The organism is Paraburkholderia sp. GAS82 (assembly GCF_050436285.1).
In the GTDB taxonomy this organism is placed as follows: Bacteria; Pseudomonadota; Gammaproteobacteria; order Burkholderiales; family Burkholderiaceae; genus Paraburkholderia; species Paraburkholderia phenazinium_B.
Window position 1 is genome coordinate 1,118,468 of record NZ_JBNDLX010000001.1, and the last position, 19,366, is coordinate 1,137,833.

The following is a 19,366-nucleotide window of genomic DNA, read 5'->3' on the forward strand; positions in this document are numbered from 1 at the left end:
TTCGTCAAATTGCTATGTCGGTCATCGATCGCCCGCCGAAAGCCGGAATGGGTTATCGGTTGGTTATGCCGTCCAGAATGGACGCGATGCACTGAGGCGCAAGGGCATGTTCGATACCAAGGACAGTGCCACCGATGGCACCTGCATACTGATTCAGCGCGGTATTCTCAATCAGAAGGCTGCGTGTAGCCAGTGGCAACGCGCGCCGGTAGACGACTGCGCGCACACCGGCCAGCAGATCGTCGCTGATGCGTGCCATGCGGCCACCCAGTACGATCGCGGCGGGGTTAAACATATGCACGACCATTGCGATGACCTCGCCAATTTCCGCTGCAGCTTCCCGCACCAGTCTGATCGCGTGACGGTCGCCTGCACGTACGAGCCGCACCAGATCGTCGATAGTGTCCGCGCCCGCGTCGGGTAACTGGCGCAGGCTGCGCAACACGGCCGTTGTAGAAGCAACCGCTTCTACACAACCGATGTTGCCGCATCCGCAGATCACATCGTCTCGTCCTGGAACGCGGATATGGCCGATGTCGCCCGCGGATCCGTCTGCGCCGCGATGCAGACTTCCGTCCGCTGTGACAACACCGCAGCCGATCCCGGTCGATACCTTTGCAAACAGCAAGGGCGACTGGCCGGCCGGACGTGTGCGCGCCTCGCCGAGTGCCATGAGATTCACGTCGTTGTCCACCAGCACCGCCGCCTTAAGGCGTGCCTGCAGATACTCGGACACAGGAAATTCGTCCCAGCCAGGCATGATAGGTGGCCGTACACAGACCCCCCGCCCGAAATCGACCGGGCTTGGCAGCCCCACCACTACGCTACGTATGGCGAGATCGGCGAGATGATGCTCGGCGAGCATCTGCCGGAACCTTTCGATCACGAGATCGAGTACCGGCTCCGGACCTAGCGCGATGTCTACGCTGAAGACCGTTTCGGCGAGTCTGCGTTGCGCGAGGTCGGAGATCACGAGGCGACCGTGTGTCGCGCCCATGTCGGCAACCAGTACGAGTCCTGCACGCGGATTGAGTACGAGCATCGTGCCGGGCCGTCCGCGGCTCGCAGCCCCCGCTGCCTGTTCCTTGACGAGTCCTGCATCGATCAAGGGCTGGGCCAGTTGCGAAATAGTTGATCGCGCAAACCCCGTAAGACGCGCGAGGTCCGCCCGGCTGACGCCCTGAGACGAAGCAATGAGTTGCGCGAGCTTGCTGTGGACTTCGTACTCCTCGAGCCGGAAGGCGCGATCGAAGGTAGCCAGCCGAGAAGGCAGGGAAGAGAGTGTGCGGTCGGTCATGAGCGGTCCTGTTTGCAGCGAGCTTACTTTCTCCGATCCGACGCAGCAAGGCCCCGTTGCATCCCCCATAGACGCAGTATTTATGTCGGCAATCGAATTAAATAATACAAATTGTCGCCTGTTCCCTTCACTCGATATCGTGCTTCCGTGAACAAAACGGAGAATCGAATGACGGAGTCGCTTCACGTCGCGATCATCGGCGCGGGCATGATGGGGGCGGTGCATACGCGCGCGGCACGGCTCGCCGGAGCCACCGTATGCGGTATAGCCGCATCGAGCGAAGCCAGTGCGGTGGAGGCATCGGCGCGGCATGCTATCCCACGGGCGTATCGGTCATCGGTTGAAGCAATCGAAGATCGCGCCGTGGATGTCGTGCACATCTGCACGCCGAATGCGAGCCATTTTCAGCTGGCGCTCGCGGCACTCGAAGCCGGCAAGCACGTGGTCTGCGAGAAGCCCCTCGCTATTACTGAACGTGATGCATCCGCGCTTGTTGTTGCGGCGCGCAAAAGCGGTCGCGTTGCGACGATTCCCTTTGTCTATCGTTACCATCCGATGGTGCGTGAAGCGCGCGCACTGGTTCAGGACGGAACTGTCGGCGCATTGCAACTGATCCACGGCAGCTATCTGCAAGACTGGCTTCTTGGCGCATCCGATACGAACTGGCGCGTCGACTCAGCCCAAGGTGGTGCGTCTCGCGCGTTTGCCGACATCGGATCCCACTGGTGCGATCTGATCGAATGGGTGAGCGGAGAGCGTTTTGCATCGGTCGCTGCGACCTTGCAAACCACTGTGGCGAGGCGCCCGACGCATACAGCGCGTACTTTCTCATCTGGCTCAGAGAGCACGGAAAGCAAATCTGCCGCGACCGAAGCAGTGGTGACCGAAGACGTAGCGGGCGCGTTACTGCGTACGGCGAATGGCGTCCTCGCCACGTTGACCATCAGTCAGGTCTCAGCCGGACGCAAGAATCGGCTTTGGTTCGAAATCGACGGGGCACGCGCGAGCGTCACCTTCGATCAGGAAGAACCCGAGCGGCTCTGGGTCGGTGCACGCGACGAAAGCCGGTTGCTGGTACGTGACCCTTCGCGCGGCAGCGCCGAACAACGTCGGCTCGCGACCTTGCCAGCCGGTCACTCACAAGGTTACGCCCAATGCTTTGAGGCATTCGTCGCCGACACCTACGCGACCATTCGTGGCGAGACGTGCATCGGTCTGCCAACTTTTGAGGATGGCTGGCGCTCGGCACGCATCGTCGAAGCAGTGCTCGCGTCGAGTCGAGAGGGACATTGGCAGGCCATCCGTTAGTGCGTCAGGCGTCAACTCCCGCGCAAAACAGGAAACCCATGCAACAAAGCACGCGGTACGGCTTTTTGTACCGAATAACGACCGCTTATGCGGCACATCAGGAGACGCAGAATGAATACGAAAAAACGCAACCTTCTTACGGCTGGCGCTGCAGCACTGGCCATCACGCTAACCGCCTGGACCCCTGCACACGCGGCTGACATCGCTATCGTGCTTAAGACCTTGTCGAACCCCTATTGGGTAGCAATGCGCGATGGTGTGCTCAAGGAAGCGAAATCCAAAGGCGTTACAGTGGACGTGTTCGCTGGCAATAGCGAGGACGATATTCAGGGGCAACAGCGGATTCTCGAAGACGCGCTGAACAAGAGCTACAAAGCCATCGGTGTGGCACCGATCACAGCGGTAAGTCTGGTTCAATCCGTTGCCAATGCAACGAAGAAGGGCATCTATGTCGTCAATATCGACGAAAAGATTGACCCGGGCCAGCTGAAAGCTGCAGGCGGCTCGGTCCTGGCCTTCATCGCGACCGACAACGTCGCACTCGGCAACAAGGCGGGCAACTTTATTGTCCAGAAGCTGGGCGCAGCGGGTGGCAAGGTTGCAATCGTTGAAGGTAAGGCCGGCAATGTGACGGGAGACGCGCGTCGTGACGGCGCAAAACAGGCTTTCGCAAAAGCTGCGAACGTGACGGTAGTTGCCAGTCAACCGGCCGACTGGGACCGCTCGAAAGCGCTCGACGTGGCGACCAATATTCTGCAACGGAATCCGGACCTGAAGGCGATTTACGCGGCCAACGACACGATGGCCCTTGGCGCGGTGCAGGCAGTCAAGAACGGCGACAAGCTTGGCAAGGTGATTGTCGTGGGCACCGATGGCGTACCTGAGGCGATCGATTCGGTAAAGCACGGTGAGCTGACTGCGACCGTTGCCCAGGATTCTGAAGCGATGGGTGCGAAGGCAGTCGACCTGCTGCTTGACGCCTTGAAAACGAAGCCCGCGATCAGCGCCGATACCGCACCGACCTTTTTCCCGATCGAATCGCACCTGGTGACCAAATGAGTCTCGCGTGGCGCCAGCGCGCGCCACGCTTCAGTCGCGGAGCGAAGTGAAGATGAACGAAGTTCTGGTGGAAGTGCGCGGTGTGTCGAAGGTATTTCCTGGCACAGTGGCGCTCAAGGACGTCAGCTTCGACGTCAGGGCTGGCGAAGTGCATGTGCTTCTGGGTGAAAACGGTGCGGGCAAGTCGACCTTGATGAAGCTGCTGAGCGGAATCTACGAGCCGACGTCGGGCAAGATCGTCGCAGGCGGTGTGGAGTACACAAAGCTGTCGCCGACGCTGTCCACTGAGCTCGGCATTTGCCTGATCTATCAGGAGCTAAGTGTTATCGACTATCTCAGCATCGAGGAAAACCTGTTCGTCGGGCGAATTCCAACTATACGACGCCTGGGCATTCCGGTGGTTGACCGTCGAACGATGCAACGCAAGGCGCGCGACGTATTGGCACGCGTCGGCCTCGAGCGTGACCCGAATACGCTCGTGGGCGACCTCAGCATCTCCGAGAAGCAGCAGGTGGAAATCGCCAAGGCGCTGGCCAGCGAAGCGCGTTTGATCATCATGGACGAACCTACTTCGTCACTGACCGACACTGAGGTCGGCCGGCTTTTCGAAGTGATTGCTGAACTGAAGCGCCATGGTGTTGGGATAGTGTACATCTCGCACAAGCTAAAGGAGATTCCGATAATCGGAGATCGCGTGACGGTGCTAAAGGACGGACGTTACGTGGGTACATACGACGCCAGGGCCACCTCGACCGAGCGTCTTGTCTCGCTGATGGTGGGGCGCGAAATCGTCCATGGACGGCCGGGCGACGCAACGAGAGCCGCTGAAATCGTGTTCTCTGTGCGCAGTCTGTCCTCTCGTGATGGCAGGGTACGCGACGTCTCATTCGACGTACATCGCGGGGAGATCCTCGGCTTTGCCGGATTGATGGGGTCGGGCCGCAGCGAATTGATGGAGACCATTTTCGGGGTGCGTAGCAAGTCAGGCGGTCGCATGGCGCTGAACGGGCGCGACATTGTGGTTGATTCCCCGTATCAGGCGGTCAAGCAGGGGCTCGCTTTCGTTACGGAAGACCGCCGCGCGACGGGCTTCTTTCACAATCTGAGCATCGAAGAGAACATCTTCATCGCGCCTGCGTTACGCAGCACACGACGTGCGTTGTCGCTCGGCCGGATCGACCTTGGGCGGCAGCGTGAGCTTGGACTGATTTACAAGGATCGCTTACGGATTCGCTGCGCCACGCCGACTCAAAACATCACCGAACTCTCCGGGGGAAATCAGCAGAAAGCGATTATCGCAAAGTGGCTCGCGGCGCAAAGTGATCTGTTTATCTTCGATGAACCGACGCGTGGGATCGACATTGGCGCGAAGTCCGAGATTTACGCAATCATGCGCACGCTCGCCAACGAGGGTAGAGCGATCCTGATGGTGTCGTCGGAGCTGCCGGAATTGATCGCGGTGTGTGATCGCATTGCAGTCTATCGCGACGGCACGGTGGCCGACACCCTTGTCAATGCCGACGCTACTGAGGAATCGATCATGAAGATCGCCACGTCATGAACAAACGGGAAGGGGACAAAATGAACCAGTCGAACACCTCGGGCTTGCCGCTCGAACGCGCGTCGCGGCGCGACTTCGCAAGCCTGTGGCAGAGCTACGGCACCTTCGGCATTCTGGTGCTCCTGCTTATTTTCTGCAGCATTGCCTCACCGCAGTACTTCCTGGCCCGGGAAAATCTCGTGCAGGTATTGCTGCAAAGCGCTGTGATGGTGTTGCTCGCTTGCGGCGTGTTTTTTACGATTCTGATTGCTGGAATCGATCTTTCGGTAGGGTCGGTACTGGCGCTCTCCGGCATGGTGATGGCCAAGCTGATGATGGCTGGAATGCCTGTCTGGCTGGCGGTACTGATCGGAGGTGTCGGCGTGGGCGCACTGCTGGGCGCTGTCAATGGCGCGCTGGTCAATCTCACGCAATTGCACCCCTTCATCATCACGCTCGGCACTGCGGCGATCTATCGTGGAGTCACGCTGATCATTTCCGATTCGCGTTCAGTATTCGGTTTTGATCGAGGGTTTGGCGACGTCGTTGCAGGACGCGCGTTCGGTGTACCCGTGCCGATTATCATCGCCGCTGCAGTTGCCGGTTTCCTGTTCTTCATCACGCGATATACGAAACTCGGGCGTAACCTCTATGCGCTTGGCGGCAACGCGCAGGCAGCGTTCTATTCCGGAATCAGCGTCAAACTGCACACGCTCGTCGTATTCATTATTTCAGGCTCGTGCGCGGGTATTGCCGGCATTGTCACGACCGCGCGAACTGGGGCAGCCGAGCCCAATGCGGGGATAGGGTTCGAAACCTTCGCCATCGCCTCGGCGATCATCGGCGGCACCAGTTTTTTCGGCGGGCGTGGGCAAATCGCAGGCGTAGTGATTGGCGGGCTGATTATCGGCGTCATCAATAACATCCTGAACATCATGAATGTCGAGTCTTATTACCAGCAGATCGTGATGGGTGTACTGATCATCGCGGCGGTAACGGCCGACAAGCTTTTCACGCGCCGCAGGCGCTAGCCCGTCGCACTTGTTCGAGCGCGTGATCAGTATTGCAGATTGTCCGTGTGATAACGCGGATTGGCGATACACACGAACTACAGTTGTTTTTGTGGAGTTTCCATGAATCAGGCAGTCAAGCCCATGCGACTTTTCATTGCACCGGCGCCGCGCGCGGTCGCGGATATCTTTAGCGCTTCCGATCTTGCGCGGCTGCGCGACCTCGGTGAGGTCTACCTACACGAAGATGGCGTCGTCGACGATGCAATCTTCGACGCACATGTGGTGCAGGCCGATATTGTCGTCGGCCAGTTCGATCTTCCTGTTGACCGGTTGAACCGGATGAAGAATCTGCGGGCCATTGTCAACGTGGAAGGTAACTTCCTGCCGAACGTCGACTATGCCCAGTGTTTCCGGCAGGGTGTCCGGGTCCTGAACGTGAGTCCCGTCTTCGCTGAGCCGGTAGCTGAGGCGGCGCTTGGCATGGCGATCGACCTGGCGCGTGGCATAAGCCAGGCGGACCGGCGCTTTCGCCACAATAGCGAGCAGTATGGCCTTGAGGCAAACCGTGACGCGTTTTCTCTCTACGAAGCACCCATAGGTTTCATCGGCATGGGCGATCTGGGACGCGCGATCTTGCCACTCGTCGCTCCCTTTCGCGGAACGGTGCGCGCATTTGATCCCTGGCTGCCAGCGGCCTACATCGAGTCGTTGGGTTGCCAGCCGGCGACGCTCGAGGATGTGCTGCGTGAGTCGCAGGTCGTTTTCGTAGTAGCTGGCGTAACGTCGCAAAATCAGGGCTTTCTGACACGCGAGCAGTTCATGTCCATGAGACCTGGCTCCGCATTTGTCCTCGTGAGTCGTGCTGGTGTGGTCGATTTCGATGCGATGCTCGACGTCGCCGGGCAGCGCCACATCCGGGTGGCAACCGACGTATTTCCTGTTGAACCATTGCCGAAAAATCACCGCGCACGTTCGCTGGACAACGTGCTGCTATCGCCACATCAGGCCGGAGCGCTTGACGCGGTGCTTCGCGAGATAGGCCGCAGGGCGCTGGCCGATATCGAACTGATCGCGCGTGGACTACCGCCAGTGATGTGCAAGATTGCGCAGCCGGAGACGGTGGGTCTGATGCGCAGCAAGCCAATCGAAAAGAGCTAGGACCGGTTGATGATTGGCGATATCTCTCATTTTCTGGCAACGCCTGACGAGAGCCGGCGGTCGCGACGGTCTCTGCGATGGACCTGCTTTCGTGGCTGGCAGGCGCTCGTTCTGACTCAGGATGAACTCGAATTGACGGTAGTGCCGTCAATTGGTGGGCGTCTGATAAGCATACGCCACGGAGGTGTGGAGCTCGCCTACGTCAACGATGCCCTGGCTGGCAAAATACCGGACGGCAGTGATGAGCAGTGGCGAGTCTTATGTGGTGAATGGGGCTTTCCATTATGGGGTGGGGGCAAGACGTGGGTTGCGCCGGAGTCGAACTGGCCTGATGGCGCGCCGCAGCGCGATCTCGATAGCGGACCCTACGGTGTGCTAGCCACATGGAACGGCATTGATTCGATGGGCGTGGAACTGGGCAGTGGTGTGTGCGGGCGAAGCGGGCTGCAGATTACCCGGCGCATCGAGCTTGCAGCAAACGGCGTCTGGACGACGGTGCATCGATTGATCAACCGCTCCGGCGAGATTCGTGAGTGCGGCATCTGGGATGTGTTGATGCTCCGGCGCCCTGGCTCGGTAAGCGTACGACTCGATCAAACCGGCGACCAATGGCGTGAGGCAATTGTGCCGTTTCCAGAAAAAGGACCGATAGGTGACGTACGCGGTTCGAGATTCCTGAGTTTCGCCGACGGCGTGCTATCAGCCCACTGCGACGACGCCATTGAGTTCAAGTTTGGTATCAACGCATCGGGCGGTACTCTGGACGTTCGACTGATGCTACCGGAGGGTAACAAGCGTCTGCTGCGAAGCTTCGACGTAGTTGCTGATGCGCGGTACCTGCATGGCGCGCCGATGGAAGTGTTCAATGCACCGGCGTTGCCTTACTTTGAGATTGAATCGCATGGGCCGGCGCATACCTTGGCGGCTGGCGCTGCATGTGAATTGCGGGTTAAGGAATGGGTTTCGTCGCGCTAGAATTGCGGCTTTAGCCTGGAATACGCCAATGTCTTTTGCCTCGCTTGGCCTGATCGATCTCTTGCTGCGTAATGTGCAGGACCTCAATTACCAGACACCTACGCCGGTGCAGGCCAAGGCGATTCCTGCTGTGCTCAGTGGCAAGGACGTCATGGCCGCGGCACAGACCGGCACTGGCAAGACGGCGGGTTTTGCGCTGCCGCTGTTGCAACGGCTAGCGCAACACGGCCCGGCGGTGTCCAGCAACCGCGCGCGTGTTCTGGTGCTGGTGCCCACGCGTGAACTGGCCGAACAGGTGCTACAAAGCTTTATCGATTACGGCAAAGGCCTCGACTTACGATTTCTGGCCGCCTACGGCGGCGTCAGTATCAACCCGCAGATGATGAAGTTGCGCAAAGGCGTGGACGTGCTCGTTGCCACGCCAGGCCGTTTGCTGGATCTCAATCGCCAGAACGCAGTGCAGTTTGATCAAGTACAAACGCTGGTGCTGGATGAAGCCGACCGCATGCTGGATCTGGGCTTTGCGCGTGAACTCAACGCTGTCTTTGCTGCCTTGCCCGCTCAGCGCCAGACACTGCTGTTCTCCGCCACGTTTACCGATGACATCCGCGCCATGGCGGCGGACATTCTGCGCGGCCCGGTCAATATCAGCGTCAGCCCGCCCAATGCCACGGCCGCCAGGATCAAGCAGTGGGTGGTGCCGGTGGATAAAAAGAACAAGCCTGACCTTTTCATGCACCTTGTGGCTGAGAACAAGTGGGAGCACGCGCTGGTGTTCGTCAAAACCCGCAATGGCGTGGATTACCTCGCGGCCATGCTGGACGAAGCGGGCTATGCGGTCGACACCATCCACGGCGACAAGCCGCAATCCGCGCGCCTGCGTGCGTTGGAGCGCTTCAAGACGGGCGAAGTACCTATGCTGGTCGCCACCGATGTGGCTGCGCGCGGGCTGGATATCGACGACCTGCCGCTGGTGATCAACGTTGATCTGCCGATCGTGGCGCAAGACTATGTGCACCGTATTGGCCGTACCGGTCGAGCGGGCGCTAGCGGCGTGGCGGTGTCCCTTGTGTGCGCCGATGAAGCGCCGCAACTGGCCGCGATTGAAGCGCTGATCCGCCAAACGCTGCCTCGTGAAGAAGAGCCGGGTTTTGAAGCCGAACACCGCGTGCCGCAAACTAGCGCGACGGGCCAGATCATCAAGAAACCGAAAAAGCCCAAGAAGCCGAAAGCGCCGCAAGCTGCGCCGGGCGGCATGGCGGTGTTTGGCAAAAAAGCGCGCCCGCAAAGTGGCGAAAACGAACACAAACCTGCGGCGCAGCGCGCTGTGGCCGCGGGTAAAGGCATGAGCTTGTCCGGCGGTAACCCGTTCGGCGTGCAGAAGCCACGCAGCAAAGCCGCCGGCAAGCCAGCAGCGGGTTCTCGTAAGCCGGCTGGCAAACCCGCTGGTGGCCGCGGCAAACGCAAACCCTGATCCTTGGGGTGAGTGACGCCAGCCTTGGAACGGGCTGGCGGTTTGCGGACCGCTGGCAGGCAGCGGCGCGGCTTCGGTGTGCATCAGATCGTCGGGGACCGGCGCACTGAATTCAGGATCGACGGCAACTTCGGAGCCGAACGGACGTTGACATCGTGCGTAGCGAGTGTCCGGTCGAGGTCGCGCGCCGGTCATCGCGCTGCGCCACCTGCCGCGCGTGACCCAGCCGCTTGTGCTCGACCACCTCGCCGTGACCGATCACGGCGAGGTGGTCATAGGGGGAAGGGCACAGGTGCCGACGCCTGGCAGCATCAGCTACCTGGGCGCGACGGGGACACCGGTCCGGTCGGTCGATTATCAGGATGCCGGCGTGATCTTCGCGGTACAGCCTGCAGTGATGGCCGACGCGATACAGGTCAAGCTCGATGAGCAGATATCGAGCTTCGTGCCGACGACTACTGGCGTGAATAACTCGCCGACGAAGAACACGCGCGAGATGACCACGACCGTGAGCATGAAGGATGGCGAAATAGGGTGCTTGGTGGCCTGCTGCATGACTCGGATACGCAGACGACCAACCATGAAGGGAGGTTTACGAATTCCGACTCGTACCGTAGACGATGTGGCTATTTTCTATGGGGATAATGGGTCGGGCAAGACAACGTTGCTTAGGCGAGTCTAACGACTTATGCGTGCTTCCGTCGACTACTACCCGGAAGGCTCAGCGCAGTCGGTGCGGCGCGACAGCCAACGTTGCTTTAATATCGAGCGTGAGTTGGTTGGCGACACGGCGAAGTTGCCGACGTTGTTAAAGGCTTCGTTGAGCGCACTTTGACTCGGTTCTACTAGGTCAGAACCCTTCGAGGCGGGTGTGCGAATGCTTGACGGGATCGCGGACGTCGAGTATCGGTGTTTCGACGGTGTGAACCACACCGCGGACGACTGACAATTGACTCAGCTGAATAATCAATGATTTTGCTTAACGCCAACTGGGAAAATTATAAATCGTGAAAATATATTTAATTGCCCTATTGTTGCTGGCTAATATTGCTTCCGCTGATCCGCAAGATATTCCTGCGTCGGCAATCGGTGAGTCCAATAAAGTCGAGGGGCAGCCCGCGCCGTCTCCCTCTGCAGGCGGCAATCACGAAGTCGAAGGATTAAGAAAAAGCAAACAGTCTATTTCGAATGGAGATCCGCTTGGGTCGGATTTAAATGGTACGGAGACAGGTTTTGTCGGATTTAATGCGTGGCTTCTGAAGTTAGTCAATGATCCTATTGCCCTTTTTACTCTTGTTCTTGCAATTTATACGATTCAATTATCCAGAACGACCACGCGGCTCTGGATTGAAGCGAAATCATCAGGAAAAACAGCAGACGAATCGGCGTTGGCAGCTAAGCTGGCAGCGGAGGCTGCTAAACATACAGTCGATGCCTACATGATGGCTGAACGGGCCTGGGTTTCAGTTGTTGATATACAACCGGTCGAATTTCAGAATGCGGTTGATCATAATAACCAACTGCATAATGGCACGCAATTTAATTTTAGATGGAAGAATACCGGAAAGACGCCTGCACGAGATGTAATTTTGTTTTCTTCAAATAAGGTAATATCGCTCCAAGATGGTGAGCCGAGTTTTAAGTATGAGGGGACGGAAATTAATGTAAAGCAGGGGGTTTTATTTCCGGAATCTCTAGTCACGTCGGTTCCCCAGCAATTCGAGGCGGTCGATATTGAGCGGCTTAAAAAGAGAGAGATTCGTATATTCATGTATGGCTACGCAAGATATTTCGATGTGTATGGTTCAAAGGATTTGAGGCATACAGAAGTCTGCGTGGAAGTTCTGTACGACGGACTGGAAAATGGACGCAGCAGATTTGTGTTTATGCAGTCAACCTCGCAAAATTCTGTCCTGTGAGCGAGACTAGGACTCTTCTAGCGCAAATTCGGCGGCGCTGTCGTGTGGCGGCGTTTGCCCGTACCTAAAGCCCTTTCAGGTACGGGCATGTGGCAACGCCTACATTGCCCTGATATCGAGTGGGAACTGGTGGGCAAACAGGGCGTCGTTAGCTGCGGGATTCGGTTTGATGGCCAGCGAGCGTCGAGCCATTCCATCCGGCAATTGATGGTTGCCCGCTCGACCGCGTTTGCCCGAAACCAGTCCGGCAACACCCGCAGCCTGGTAGCGCTGCACCAGGCGTTCGACTTGCCGCACGCTCAGCCCAAGCCGTTCCGCCGCGCGCCCGGGCTTCAGTCCCATCTCAACAATCGCCTGCACCACCTTCAACCGGTCGAGTTCGCGCATGTTCAATGTCACCAGTTCGATTTGACGCATGCTGGGCTCCCGCAGTCCGACCGGAAGCATCCAGCATGACACCTGCCGTAAAACACGACATCTGTATCTTGCTGAAACACGACATTCTCATATTGCTGCTACATACAAAAGTTCGATAATTTATCTTATGTCAAATTGACTTTTCAACGGAGGCTATTCACAAAACGTGCTTCGGAGCCTCATCCAGTTTGAAGCGGCCGAAAACCCCGCCGGTCTCTCACGTTTCGTATCCGTACGGAAATGAAGTGATTGATTTTCGCAAGCCGAGGCAAGCGAGCCAACAGCTTAGATAGGCAAGGTCCTGCAGTTACTCAACGAACTCGGTTTCACTGCGCACGCCAATCCGCCCATCGACATTCCACCGTACATCATGACGCCGCCATTAATAACATCAGCGTCCAAAACTTTCCGCTGTAGCCACGCCCTCACCTGAGCCCTTTCCCCAACCCATCCCACCTGGTGTTACCGCCCGCTTATGTCTATGCTTCCTTAACCCCTTGGCCACTCGCAGCGCCAACGACGCTTCCGCGCCAACCGAAGCCGTCCAAAGCCCAGCAAGGGGGAAAACCTAAAACGGAGAAAACCCAATGACAGTATCGATCTCGCGGCGCGCCATTCTGCTGTTCACCGGTCTCGCACTCTCGGGCACGCTGTCGCTCGCGCAAGCGGCGCCGGTCTCATTTACCGTACCGCTCACGGGCGACCAGCAGGTGCCTCCGGTGCAAACTCCCGGCAGCGGCACCGCCAATCTCACGTACGACTCGAGCACCCACGTCGTGACGTGGAACATCACCTTCAGCGGTTTGACGAGCCCAGCCACCATGGCGCATTTTCACGGCCCGGCTCCTGCCGGTAAAAACGCCGGCGTGAAGGTGTGGATCTCGCAGAAAGGCAATATGTCCGTGACGAGTCCGCTCAGCGGTCAGGCAACCTTGTCCGCGGATGACGTCCAGATTTTCGAAGCCGGCAATATGTACATCAACGTCCACACCAAGACCAACCCGGGTGGTGAGATCCGCGGCCAGGTCATGCCGCCGAAGGGCAACTGACGCACCGCGCTTCAGCCATAGCAGCAGACCTGGTCAGAGATAGGCCGCAAGCAGCACCACCACCGCAGCGCCAATCGCAAGCGGCAGCAGTGCCAGCACCGCTGGCCGCTGCCGCGGCGCGGCAATATTCGAAGGCAACGCCTTATAGCCCGTCAGCATCGGACGTAGCAGGTTGTGCCGCTTCACCACGGCGTAGAGTGCGATCACCAGCACATGCAGTGCGACCGCCGCCAGCAACACGTCCCACACCACCCCGTGCAGTGTGGAAATCGCACTGGCGATCCAGGCGGGCACCCATTCGCTCAATGGACCCTCGTCCGCGACCTCGTTGTACACGTACAGGCCGCTTAGCGTCTCAAGCAGGAGCAGCACGAGCAGCAACAAAACCATCCATCCGCCGGCCGCGTTATGGCCCACCTGATCGTCCGGCTCGCGGCGAAACAGGTGTGACAGATGCCGCACCGCGGCCGCCGGTGACGTCACAAAATTTCTGAAGCGCGCCGTATCGCTGCCGAAGCAGCCCCACAGTAACCTGAACAGCAGCAACGCCAGCAGTGCTTCGCCGGCCCGCACGTGCCAGTCGATCAGATTCAGCTTCAAGGTCGTATAAGCGGCCGCAACCAGTACCACCATCAACCAGTGAAACAGGCGCGTCGGCGCATCCCACACGAGTACGCGGCGACGACCCGGTTGTCCCGGCGGCGAAACGGGTTCGTCAGCGTTCATGAAGTTGGGCCTCCCCAGTGAAGCGGCCAGCAGCAACAGCGATCCGGATGCAACAGAAATCTAGAAGAGATAAAGCCCCGCGACAAACACCACGCCCGAGAACAGCAGCGCCGTTACGCAATATCCCATGATGTCGCGCACGCCAAGGCCGGCAATCGCCAGCGCAGGAAGCGCCCAGAACGGCTGCGCCATATTGGTCCACGCCTCGCCGTAAGCGATCGCCATTGCTGACTTTCCGAGGTCGGCATGCAGCGCCTGCGCGGCCGGCATGACGAAAGGCCCCTGCACCACCCAATGGCCGCCGCCGCTCGGCACGGCAAAATTGATTACCGCTGAACTGAGGAACGCGAGCAGCGGGAACGTATGCACGTTGGCAATCTCCACGAACCATGTGGTGATGATGCCGGCCAGTCCCGAGTGATCCATCAATGCCTGAATCCCGGCGTAAAACGGAAACTGGATCATGATCGCGGAAGCGCCCTTCGCTGCCGCGCCCACCGCGCGCGCGTATGCCATCGGCGTCTTGTGCAGCACCATGCCGGCGGCGAGGAACACCAGGTTCACGGTATCGATGTCGAGCGTAAACCCCTTCTGCACCGTACGCACCACCAGATAGACCGCGCACACCAGCGCAACCAGCAACGCCAGCACGCGGCTTTCCTCGAGCCGTTCGGCAAGCGTTGCATCAGCCGGAAGCTTTCGTTCGACGGATGGCGGGTCCTCGAGCAACGCCGGGTCTACGGCTACGACGTCCTCGGGTTTGGGCATCATCAGCCGCGCCAGGATCGGCAGCAGCACGATCAAACCAAACGTGATGAAGGCGTTGTAGCCGGTGAAGATCGTATGCGAGACGGGAATCAGTCCAATGGTCTTTTCCATCGGATTGCCCTTGGTGGCCGCAACCAGCGGCACCGACCCGGACAGCCCGCCGTGCCACGTGAGGAAGCCCATATATGCAGATGCCACGAGCAAACGGTAATCGGTGCCCTTCACGCGCCGCGCGACTTCGCGCGCGAGCATCGCACCGAGCACGAGGCCGAAGCCCCAGTTGATGGCGCATGCAATCGCGCCGCAAAACGCCACCAGCATGACGCCTTGTGCAGGCGTGCGGGCCGAACCTGCCAGGGCGATCAACAACCGCTTCACCGGGCCAGAACTGGCGAGCGCATGACCTGTCACCAGAATCATGGCCATCTGCATCGAGAAGGCCAGCAGGTTCCAGAAACCGCCGCCCCACATCGTCACCAGTTCCGCCGGCGCTTTCGGCGTCAAGGCAAAGGCCAGCACGAACGTTGCAATCGTCAGGAAGATCGCAAAGATCAGCGGGTCAGGCAGCACGCGATGCACCACCTGAGTAAAAAAGCGCGAGATACGCTGAATCAACTGTCTACTCCTCGTCACCAATGATATTTTTAACGGGCGGTTTAAATCTTGCGCCGGATTGCGTTGGCCGCGTCTTTTCCGCCCACTTCCCCGGCCGCGATTCTTGCATGAAACGAGGGGTTTTGCTGCGACGCAAGCACACGTCCTGCGTCGCAGCGTGTCTACATAGGAGATTGTCTGATCATGGAATATCGTCAACTCGGCCGTTCCGGCCTCAAGGTGTCGACCGTCACGCTCGGCACGATGACAATGGGTGGTAAAGGAAAATTTGCGAGCGTCGGTGAAGTGGGCCTCGAAGAGGCGCGCCGGCAGATCGATATGTGCCTGGAAGCCGGCGTCAACCTGATCGACACGGCCGATGTCTATTCGAACGGCGCGTCGGAGGAGATCGTCGGCGCGGCGCTCGGCCGCAAGCGTAAAGGTGGCGTGCTGATCGCCACCAAGGCGCGCTTTCCGATGGGCGACGGCCCGAACGATCGCGGCCTGTCCCGGCATCATCTGATCGAAGCGTGCGAGGCGAGCCTGCGGCGTCTCAAGACGGATGTGATCGACCTCTATCAGGTACACGAGTGGGATGGTCTCACGCCGCTCGAGGAGACACTCGAGGCGCTCGATATGCTGGTGCGGCACGGCAAGATCCGGTACGTCGGCTGCTCGAACTACTCCGCCTGGCATCTGATGAAGGCGCTGCACGTGAGCGAGCGGAACCGTCTGCCGCGCTTCGTCAGCCAGCAGATCCACTACACGCTCGAGGCGCGTGAAGCGGAATATGAACTTGCGCCGCTCGCGCTCGATCAGGGGCTCGGCATTCTGGTGTGGAGTCCGCTAGCCGGCGGTCTGTTGTCGGGCAAGCATCGCCGCGACACGACGCCGGAAGGCACGCGCCAACTCGCGGGCTGGACCGAACCGCCGATCCGCGATCAGGACCGCCTCTGGAACATCGTCGACGCCCTCGTCGAGATTGCCGGCGAGCTCAATATCTCCGCCGCCCAGGTCGCGCTGGCGTGGACACTGGGACGTCCGGCAGTCGCTTCGGTGATCATCGGCGGGCGCAACGAAAAGCAGTTGCGCGACAACCTCGGCGCGGCCGACGTCAAGCTGAGCGATGCGCAGCGCGAGCGGCTCGATCAGGTCAGCGCCCCTCCTCTGCTCTACCCGTACTGGCATCAGTTGCAGACCGCCAGTGACCGCCTTGGCGCGGCCGATCTGTCGCTGCTGGGGCCGCATCTGAAAAAGAAGGCGTAGGCAAACTGCCGCTGGAGCCGCACGCAAACAAAAGCCGGCCGTCAGCTCTCGCTGGCGACCGGCTTTTTATACTGCCCGGTTTGCGCTATCCGCGCGCCCCGCTCAGAACTTGTGGCGCAGACCGAGGCTGACCAGTTCCTGAGTGTTGGTACCGCCGTAGCCATACGAGCCCACGGAAGCCTGCGCAGCCACGATACCCGTACCTGCTGCATCAAGCGTATCGCCGCTGGCGTGCTGCCATGCGCCCACCAGATACACATCGGTGCGCTTCGACAGGTTGTAGTCCGCGCCCACCGAAACCTGGTGGTACGTCGCGCCCGTCTCGCCGCTCGACTTCGTGTAGCTGTAGCCCACGCCCAGCAGCATCGCCGGGGTCAACTGGTAGTCGAGGAAGCCTTGTCCGGTGTTGAACTTCTCCGTCGAGGCAAATGCCGACTGCCCATCCGCCTTGTACTGCGCATTGCTGTAGCCCGCGCCGAACGTGAACGGACCGGCCACATACTGCGCCGCAACGCGCGCGATATTGATCGACTTGGCGCTCTGCAGGCCGAGGTTGATCAGCGAACCGTCAAAGGTGCCGTCAGACGTGCTGGCCCAGCCCGAGCCGGTGGCCGTCGAGGCGCGCACGAGACCGTCGGTCGTTTCATTGTCGGCAACGAAGTAACCGGCGGCCACCGAAATCGGCCCGTTGCTATACGACGCTGCTGCCGACCAGGTCTGTCCCGAACCCGTCTGTCCGGCCACGCCGCCCAGCGCATACATGCCTTCGACCTGGAAGCCCGAGAACACCGGCGACACGTACTTGATCGCGTTGCTGGTACGCGAGCTGTTGTCGTAGTTGTCGACGTCACCCGCAGTCGCGAAGGTGCTGCCGAAATAGTTGTCAGCCGTGATGCCTTGTACGAGGTCGACGAGCGGATCGTACTGGCGACCCAGCGTGAACGTGCCGTACTGGTCTGCGCTCAAACCGACGAATGCCTGACGGCCAAACTCGCGGCCGCCCTGTGCGAGGCCGCCCGTGCTCGGGTTAAAGCCGTTTTCCAACTGGAAAATCGCCTTCAGACCGCCGCCCAGATCTTCGGAACCCTTCAGGCCCCAACGGGTGCCGGACAGGTCGCCATTGCTGGCGTTGCCGACCGACCATTGGTTCTGGCCAGCCGCATTGGCGTTATGGATGAAAGTAACGGCGGTATCGATCGTGCCGTAAAGGGTTACGCTGCTTTGTGCATGGGCCGCACCAGCAGCGCCCAGCAGTGCGAGAGAGAGCGTGGACAGCGTTATTCTTTTCATCATTTCTCCGTGCAGATGAACGATTGGTTATTGCGAAAAGGACAATAACGCGCCGGACTCTTCCGGGACACTGAAAAAAATTTCTGTCGTAAAAAGTCTACAATGGCTGAAAGCCTTTGCCTGTAAGGATTTCCCGGACTATTGCTGGAGGAGAAATACTCATTTGATGCAAAGGAGGGTATTGATTCATCGTTAACGGGATTGCAATAGATGGCCCGTTATCCGGTTCATTCTTTCATATTCAGGCAAGAAAGCGGGCTGAAATGTTCAGGTGATTTTAAAATGACTCCGCAATTAGCTGCTTAATCCATTTCTCAACGCATGTTCGTGAGTTATTTTTATGAACCCATTTTCAGGCTTTAAAACTCACTCCGCCGCATTCTGCGAACGCCGGTAATGAATATGCGCGGGGACCTTTAGCGAATCGGGATGTGCATTGCCTTCCAGCATCGAAAACACGCAGCGCAAGCTGTGTTCGGCGAGTTGCCGGCTGTCCTGGACGATGGCGTCGATGGCAAGCGGCAGGCAGTCGAGCAGCGGATGATCGTCGAACGACATCAGCCGGCCCGGCGCCTGCGCCAGCTTGTGCGCCTCGCTCATGAACGACAGCGCGCCCTCGAGCAGGGTAATCGAGCCGGCGAACAGCGCCTGCGGATAGCGCCCGTGCGTCTTGAACCAGTCCTGCATCAGCGCGCGGCCGGATTCGCGCTGGAAGTCGCGCTGGTGAACCCAGTCGGGCTGCTCGCTCAGGCCGTGCGCCGCTAGCGCCTGACGGTACCCGGCGAGCCGGTCGCAGCTTGCCGAGAGTTCCGCCTGGCCGCCGAAGTACACCACTTCGCTCGCGCCCTGCTTCAGCGCGTCGCCCACCAGCGTGGCGACGATTTCGGTTGCATCGGTGACCACATAGGGAATTTCGCTCTGCTCCACCCGGCGATCGGCGAACACGAGCGGCAGGCGCTTTACCCACTTCTGGTAGCGCTCCGGATCGGCGGTGCACGGCACGACCACGAGCCCGTCCACCTGATGCGAAACCAGGTGCGCAATCCCTTCGGTTTCGCGGACCGGATCTTCGTCGCTGGTCACCACGACCAGCTGATAGCTGTATTGCTCGCGGCATCGCCATTCCATCGCCTGGGCCAGCGCGGAGTGCACGGAGTTGGTGAGGTCGGGAATTACGAGGCCGATCGTGTTGCTGCGGCGCGAGCGCAGCGCGCGCGCCGACTTCGACGGCGTGAAATTGTGCTCTTTGGCGACCTGAAGCACGCGCTCGACGGTGGCCGCCGAGATGCGATAGCGCTCGGCATAGCCGTTCAGCACCATGCTCGCGGTGGTGCGGGACACGTTCGCCAGACGGGCGATGTCGTCAATGGTCAGACGCTCGAACTGGGACACGCGGGCTTCCTCGCGGCAGGGTGTAACGACGGTGATATCCGTGCCGGATGGTACTACGGGGACGCGGCGCTGAAAACGTGCTGGCTGATCCGCACAAGCCGGAAGGTCAACGCAGGGACAA

Annotated in this window: 16 protein-coding genes and 1 pseudogene; 11 read left to right on the plus strand and 6 right to left on the minus strand. The window is 59.5% G+C overall.

From position 1 onward, the window contains the following. Positions 1 to 52: 52 nt before the first annotated feature. Positions 53 to 1,297: an ROK family transcriptional regulator gene (locus tag P3T17_RS04895; RefSeq protein ID WP_074264568.1), complete on the minus strand. Its 1,245-nt coding sequence runs from the start codon at positions 1,295 to 1,297 to the stop codon at positions 53 to 55. Positions 1,298 to 1,465: 168 nt separating this feature from the next. Here P3T17_RS04895 and P3T17_RS04900 point away from each other — a divergent pair, with 168 nt between their 5' ends. From P3T17_RS04900 to P3T17_RS04940, 9 genes are all read left to right on the plus strand, one after another. After that, positions 1,466 to 2,605: a Gfo/Idh/MocA family protein gene (locus P3T17_RS04900; protein ID WP_429405042.1), complete on the plus strand. Its 1,140-nt coding sequence runs from the start codon at positions 1,466 to 1,468 to the stop codon at positions 2,603 to 2,605. Positions 2,606 to 2,716: 111 nt separating this feature from the next. After that, positions 2,717 to 3,664, plus strand: a complete 948-nt coding sequence (alsB, locus tag P3T17_RS04905) for a D-allose transporter substrate-binding protein (protein WP_429405044.1) — start codon at positions 2,717 to 2,719, stop codon at positions 3,662 to 3,664. Between the two features lie 52 nt (positions 3,665 to 3,716). Then, positions 3,717 to 5,225: a sugar ABC transporter ATP-binding protein gene (locus P3T17_RS04910; protein WP_429405046.1), complete on the plus strand. Its 1,509-nt coding sequence runs from the start codon at positions 3,717 to 3,719 to the stop codon at positions 5,223 to 5,225. A gap of 20 nt (positions 5,226 to 5,245) precedes the next feature. Next, positions 5,246 to 6,235, plus strand: coding sequence for a D-allose ABC transporter permease (gene alsC / locus P3T17_RS04915; protein ID WP_429405048.1), 990 nt, complete (start codon positions 5,246 to 5,248; stop codon positions 6,233 to 6,235). A 102-nt stretch (positions 6,236 to 6,337) separates the two neighbouring features. Then, entirely contained in the window at positions 6,338 to 7,375 is a 1,038-nt protein-coding gene (locus tag P3T17_RS04920) for a hydroxyacid dehydrogenase (RefSeq protein ID WP_429405050.1), read from the plus strand. A gap of 9 nt (positions 7,376 to 7,384) precedes the next feature. Continuing rightward, positions 7,385 to 8,350 (plus strand): hypothetical protein, encoded by a 966-nt coding sequence (locus tag P3T17_RS04925; RefSeq protein WP_429405051.1) that lies wholly within the window; start codon positions 7,385 to 7,387, stop codon positions 8,348 to 8,350. Positions 8,351 to 8,378: 28 nt separating this feature from the next. Beyond that, the gene (locus P3T17_RS04930) at positions 8,379 to 9,824 is read left to right on the plus strand and encodes a DEAD/DEAH box helicase (protein WP_429405053.1); all 1,446 of its coding nucleotides are present in this window, start codon (positions 8,379 to 8,381) and stop codon (positions 9,822 to 9,824) included. Positions 9,825 to 9,990: 166 nt separating this feature from the next. Then, on the plus strand, positions 9,991 to 10,506 hold the full coding sequence (locus P3T17_RS04935; RefSeq protein WP_429286988.1) for a hypothetical protein: 516 nt from the start codon (positions 9,991 to 9,993) through the stop codon (positions 10,504 to 10,506). A 325-nt stretch (positions 10,507 to 10,831) separates the two neighbouring features. After that, positions 10,832 to 11,743, plus strand: a complete 912-nt coding sequence (locus tag P3T17_RS04940; protein WP_429405054.1) for a hypothetical protein — start codon at positions 10,832 to 10,834, stop codon at positions 11,741 to 11,743. Positions 11,744 to 11,911: 168 nt separating this feature from the next. Here P3T17_RS04940 and P3T17_RS04945 read toward each other — a convergent pair. Beyond that, a pseudogene (locus P3T17_RS04945) lies at positions 11,912 to 12,160 on the minus strand (helix-turn-helix domain-containing protein); the annotation flags it as partial. A gap of 587 nt (positions 12,161 to 12,747) precedes the next feature. Here P3T17_RS04945 and P3T17_RS04950 point away from each other — a divergent pair. Next, positions 12,748 to 13,209, plus strand: a complete 462-nt coding sequence (locus tag P3T17_RS04950; protein WP_429405056.1) for a CHRD domain-containing protein — start codon at positions 12,748 to 12,750, stop codon at positions 13,207 to 13,209. A 33-nt stretch (positions 13,210 to 13,242) separates the two neighbouring features. Here P3T17_RS04950 and P3T17_RS04955 read toward each other — a convergent pair whose 3' ends face one another. Further along, positions 13,243 to 13,935, minus strand: a complete 693-nt coding sequence (locus tag P3T17_RS04955; RefSeq protein ID WP_429405057.1) for a cytochrome b/b6 domain-containing protein — start codon at positions 13,933 to 13,935, stop codon at positions 13,243 to 13,245. A 60-nt stretch (positions 13,936 to 13,995) separates the two neighbouring features. Then, positions 13,996 to 15,318, minus strand: a complete 1,323-nt coding sequence (locus P3T17_RS04960) for a TIGR00366 family protein (protein WP_429405059.1) — start codon at positions 15,316 to 15,318, stop codon at positions 13,996 to 13,998. 183 nt (positions 15,319 to 15,501) lie between these two features. Between P3T17_RS04960 and P3T17_RS04965 the strand changes: the two genes are divergently transcribed. Further along, entirely contained in the window at positions 15,502 to 16,563 is a 1,062-nt protein-coding gene (locus P3T17_RS04965) for an aldo/keto reductase (RefSeq protein ID WP_429405061.1), read from the plus strand. Positions 16,564 to 16,665: 102 nt separating this feature from the next. On the opposite strand, the gene P3T17_RS04970 is transcribed toward P3T17_RS04965, so the two are convergent. Then, positions 16,666 to 17,853: a porin gene (locus P3T17_RS04970; protein ID WP_074264578.1), complete on the minus strand. Its 1,188-nt coding sequence runs from the start codon at positions 17,851 to 17,853 to the stop codon at positions 16,666 to 16,668. A gap of 366 nt (positions 17,854 to 18,219) precedes the next feature. Further along, the gene (locus tag P3T17_RS04975; RefSeq protein WP_429405063.1) at positions 18,220 to 19,245 is read right to left on the minus strand and encodes a substrate-binding domain-containing protein; all 1,026 of its coding nucleotides are present in this window, start codon (positions 19,243 to 19,245) and stop codon (positions 18,220 to 18,222) included. Between the last annotated feature and the right edge of the window lie 121 nt (positions 19,246 to 19,366).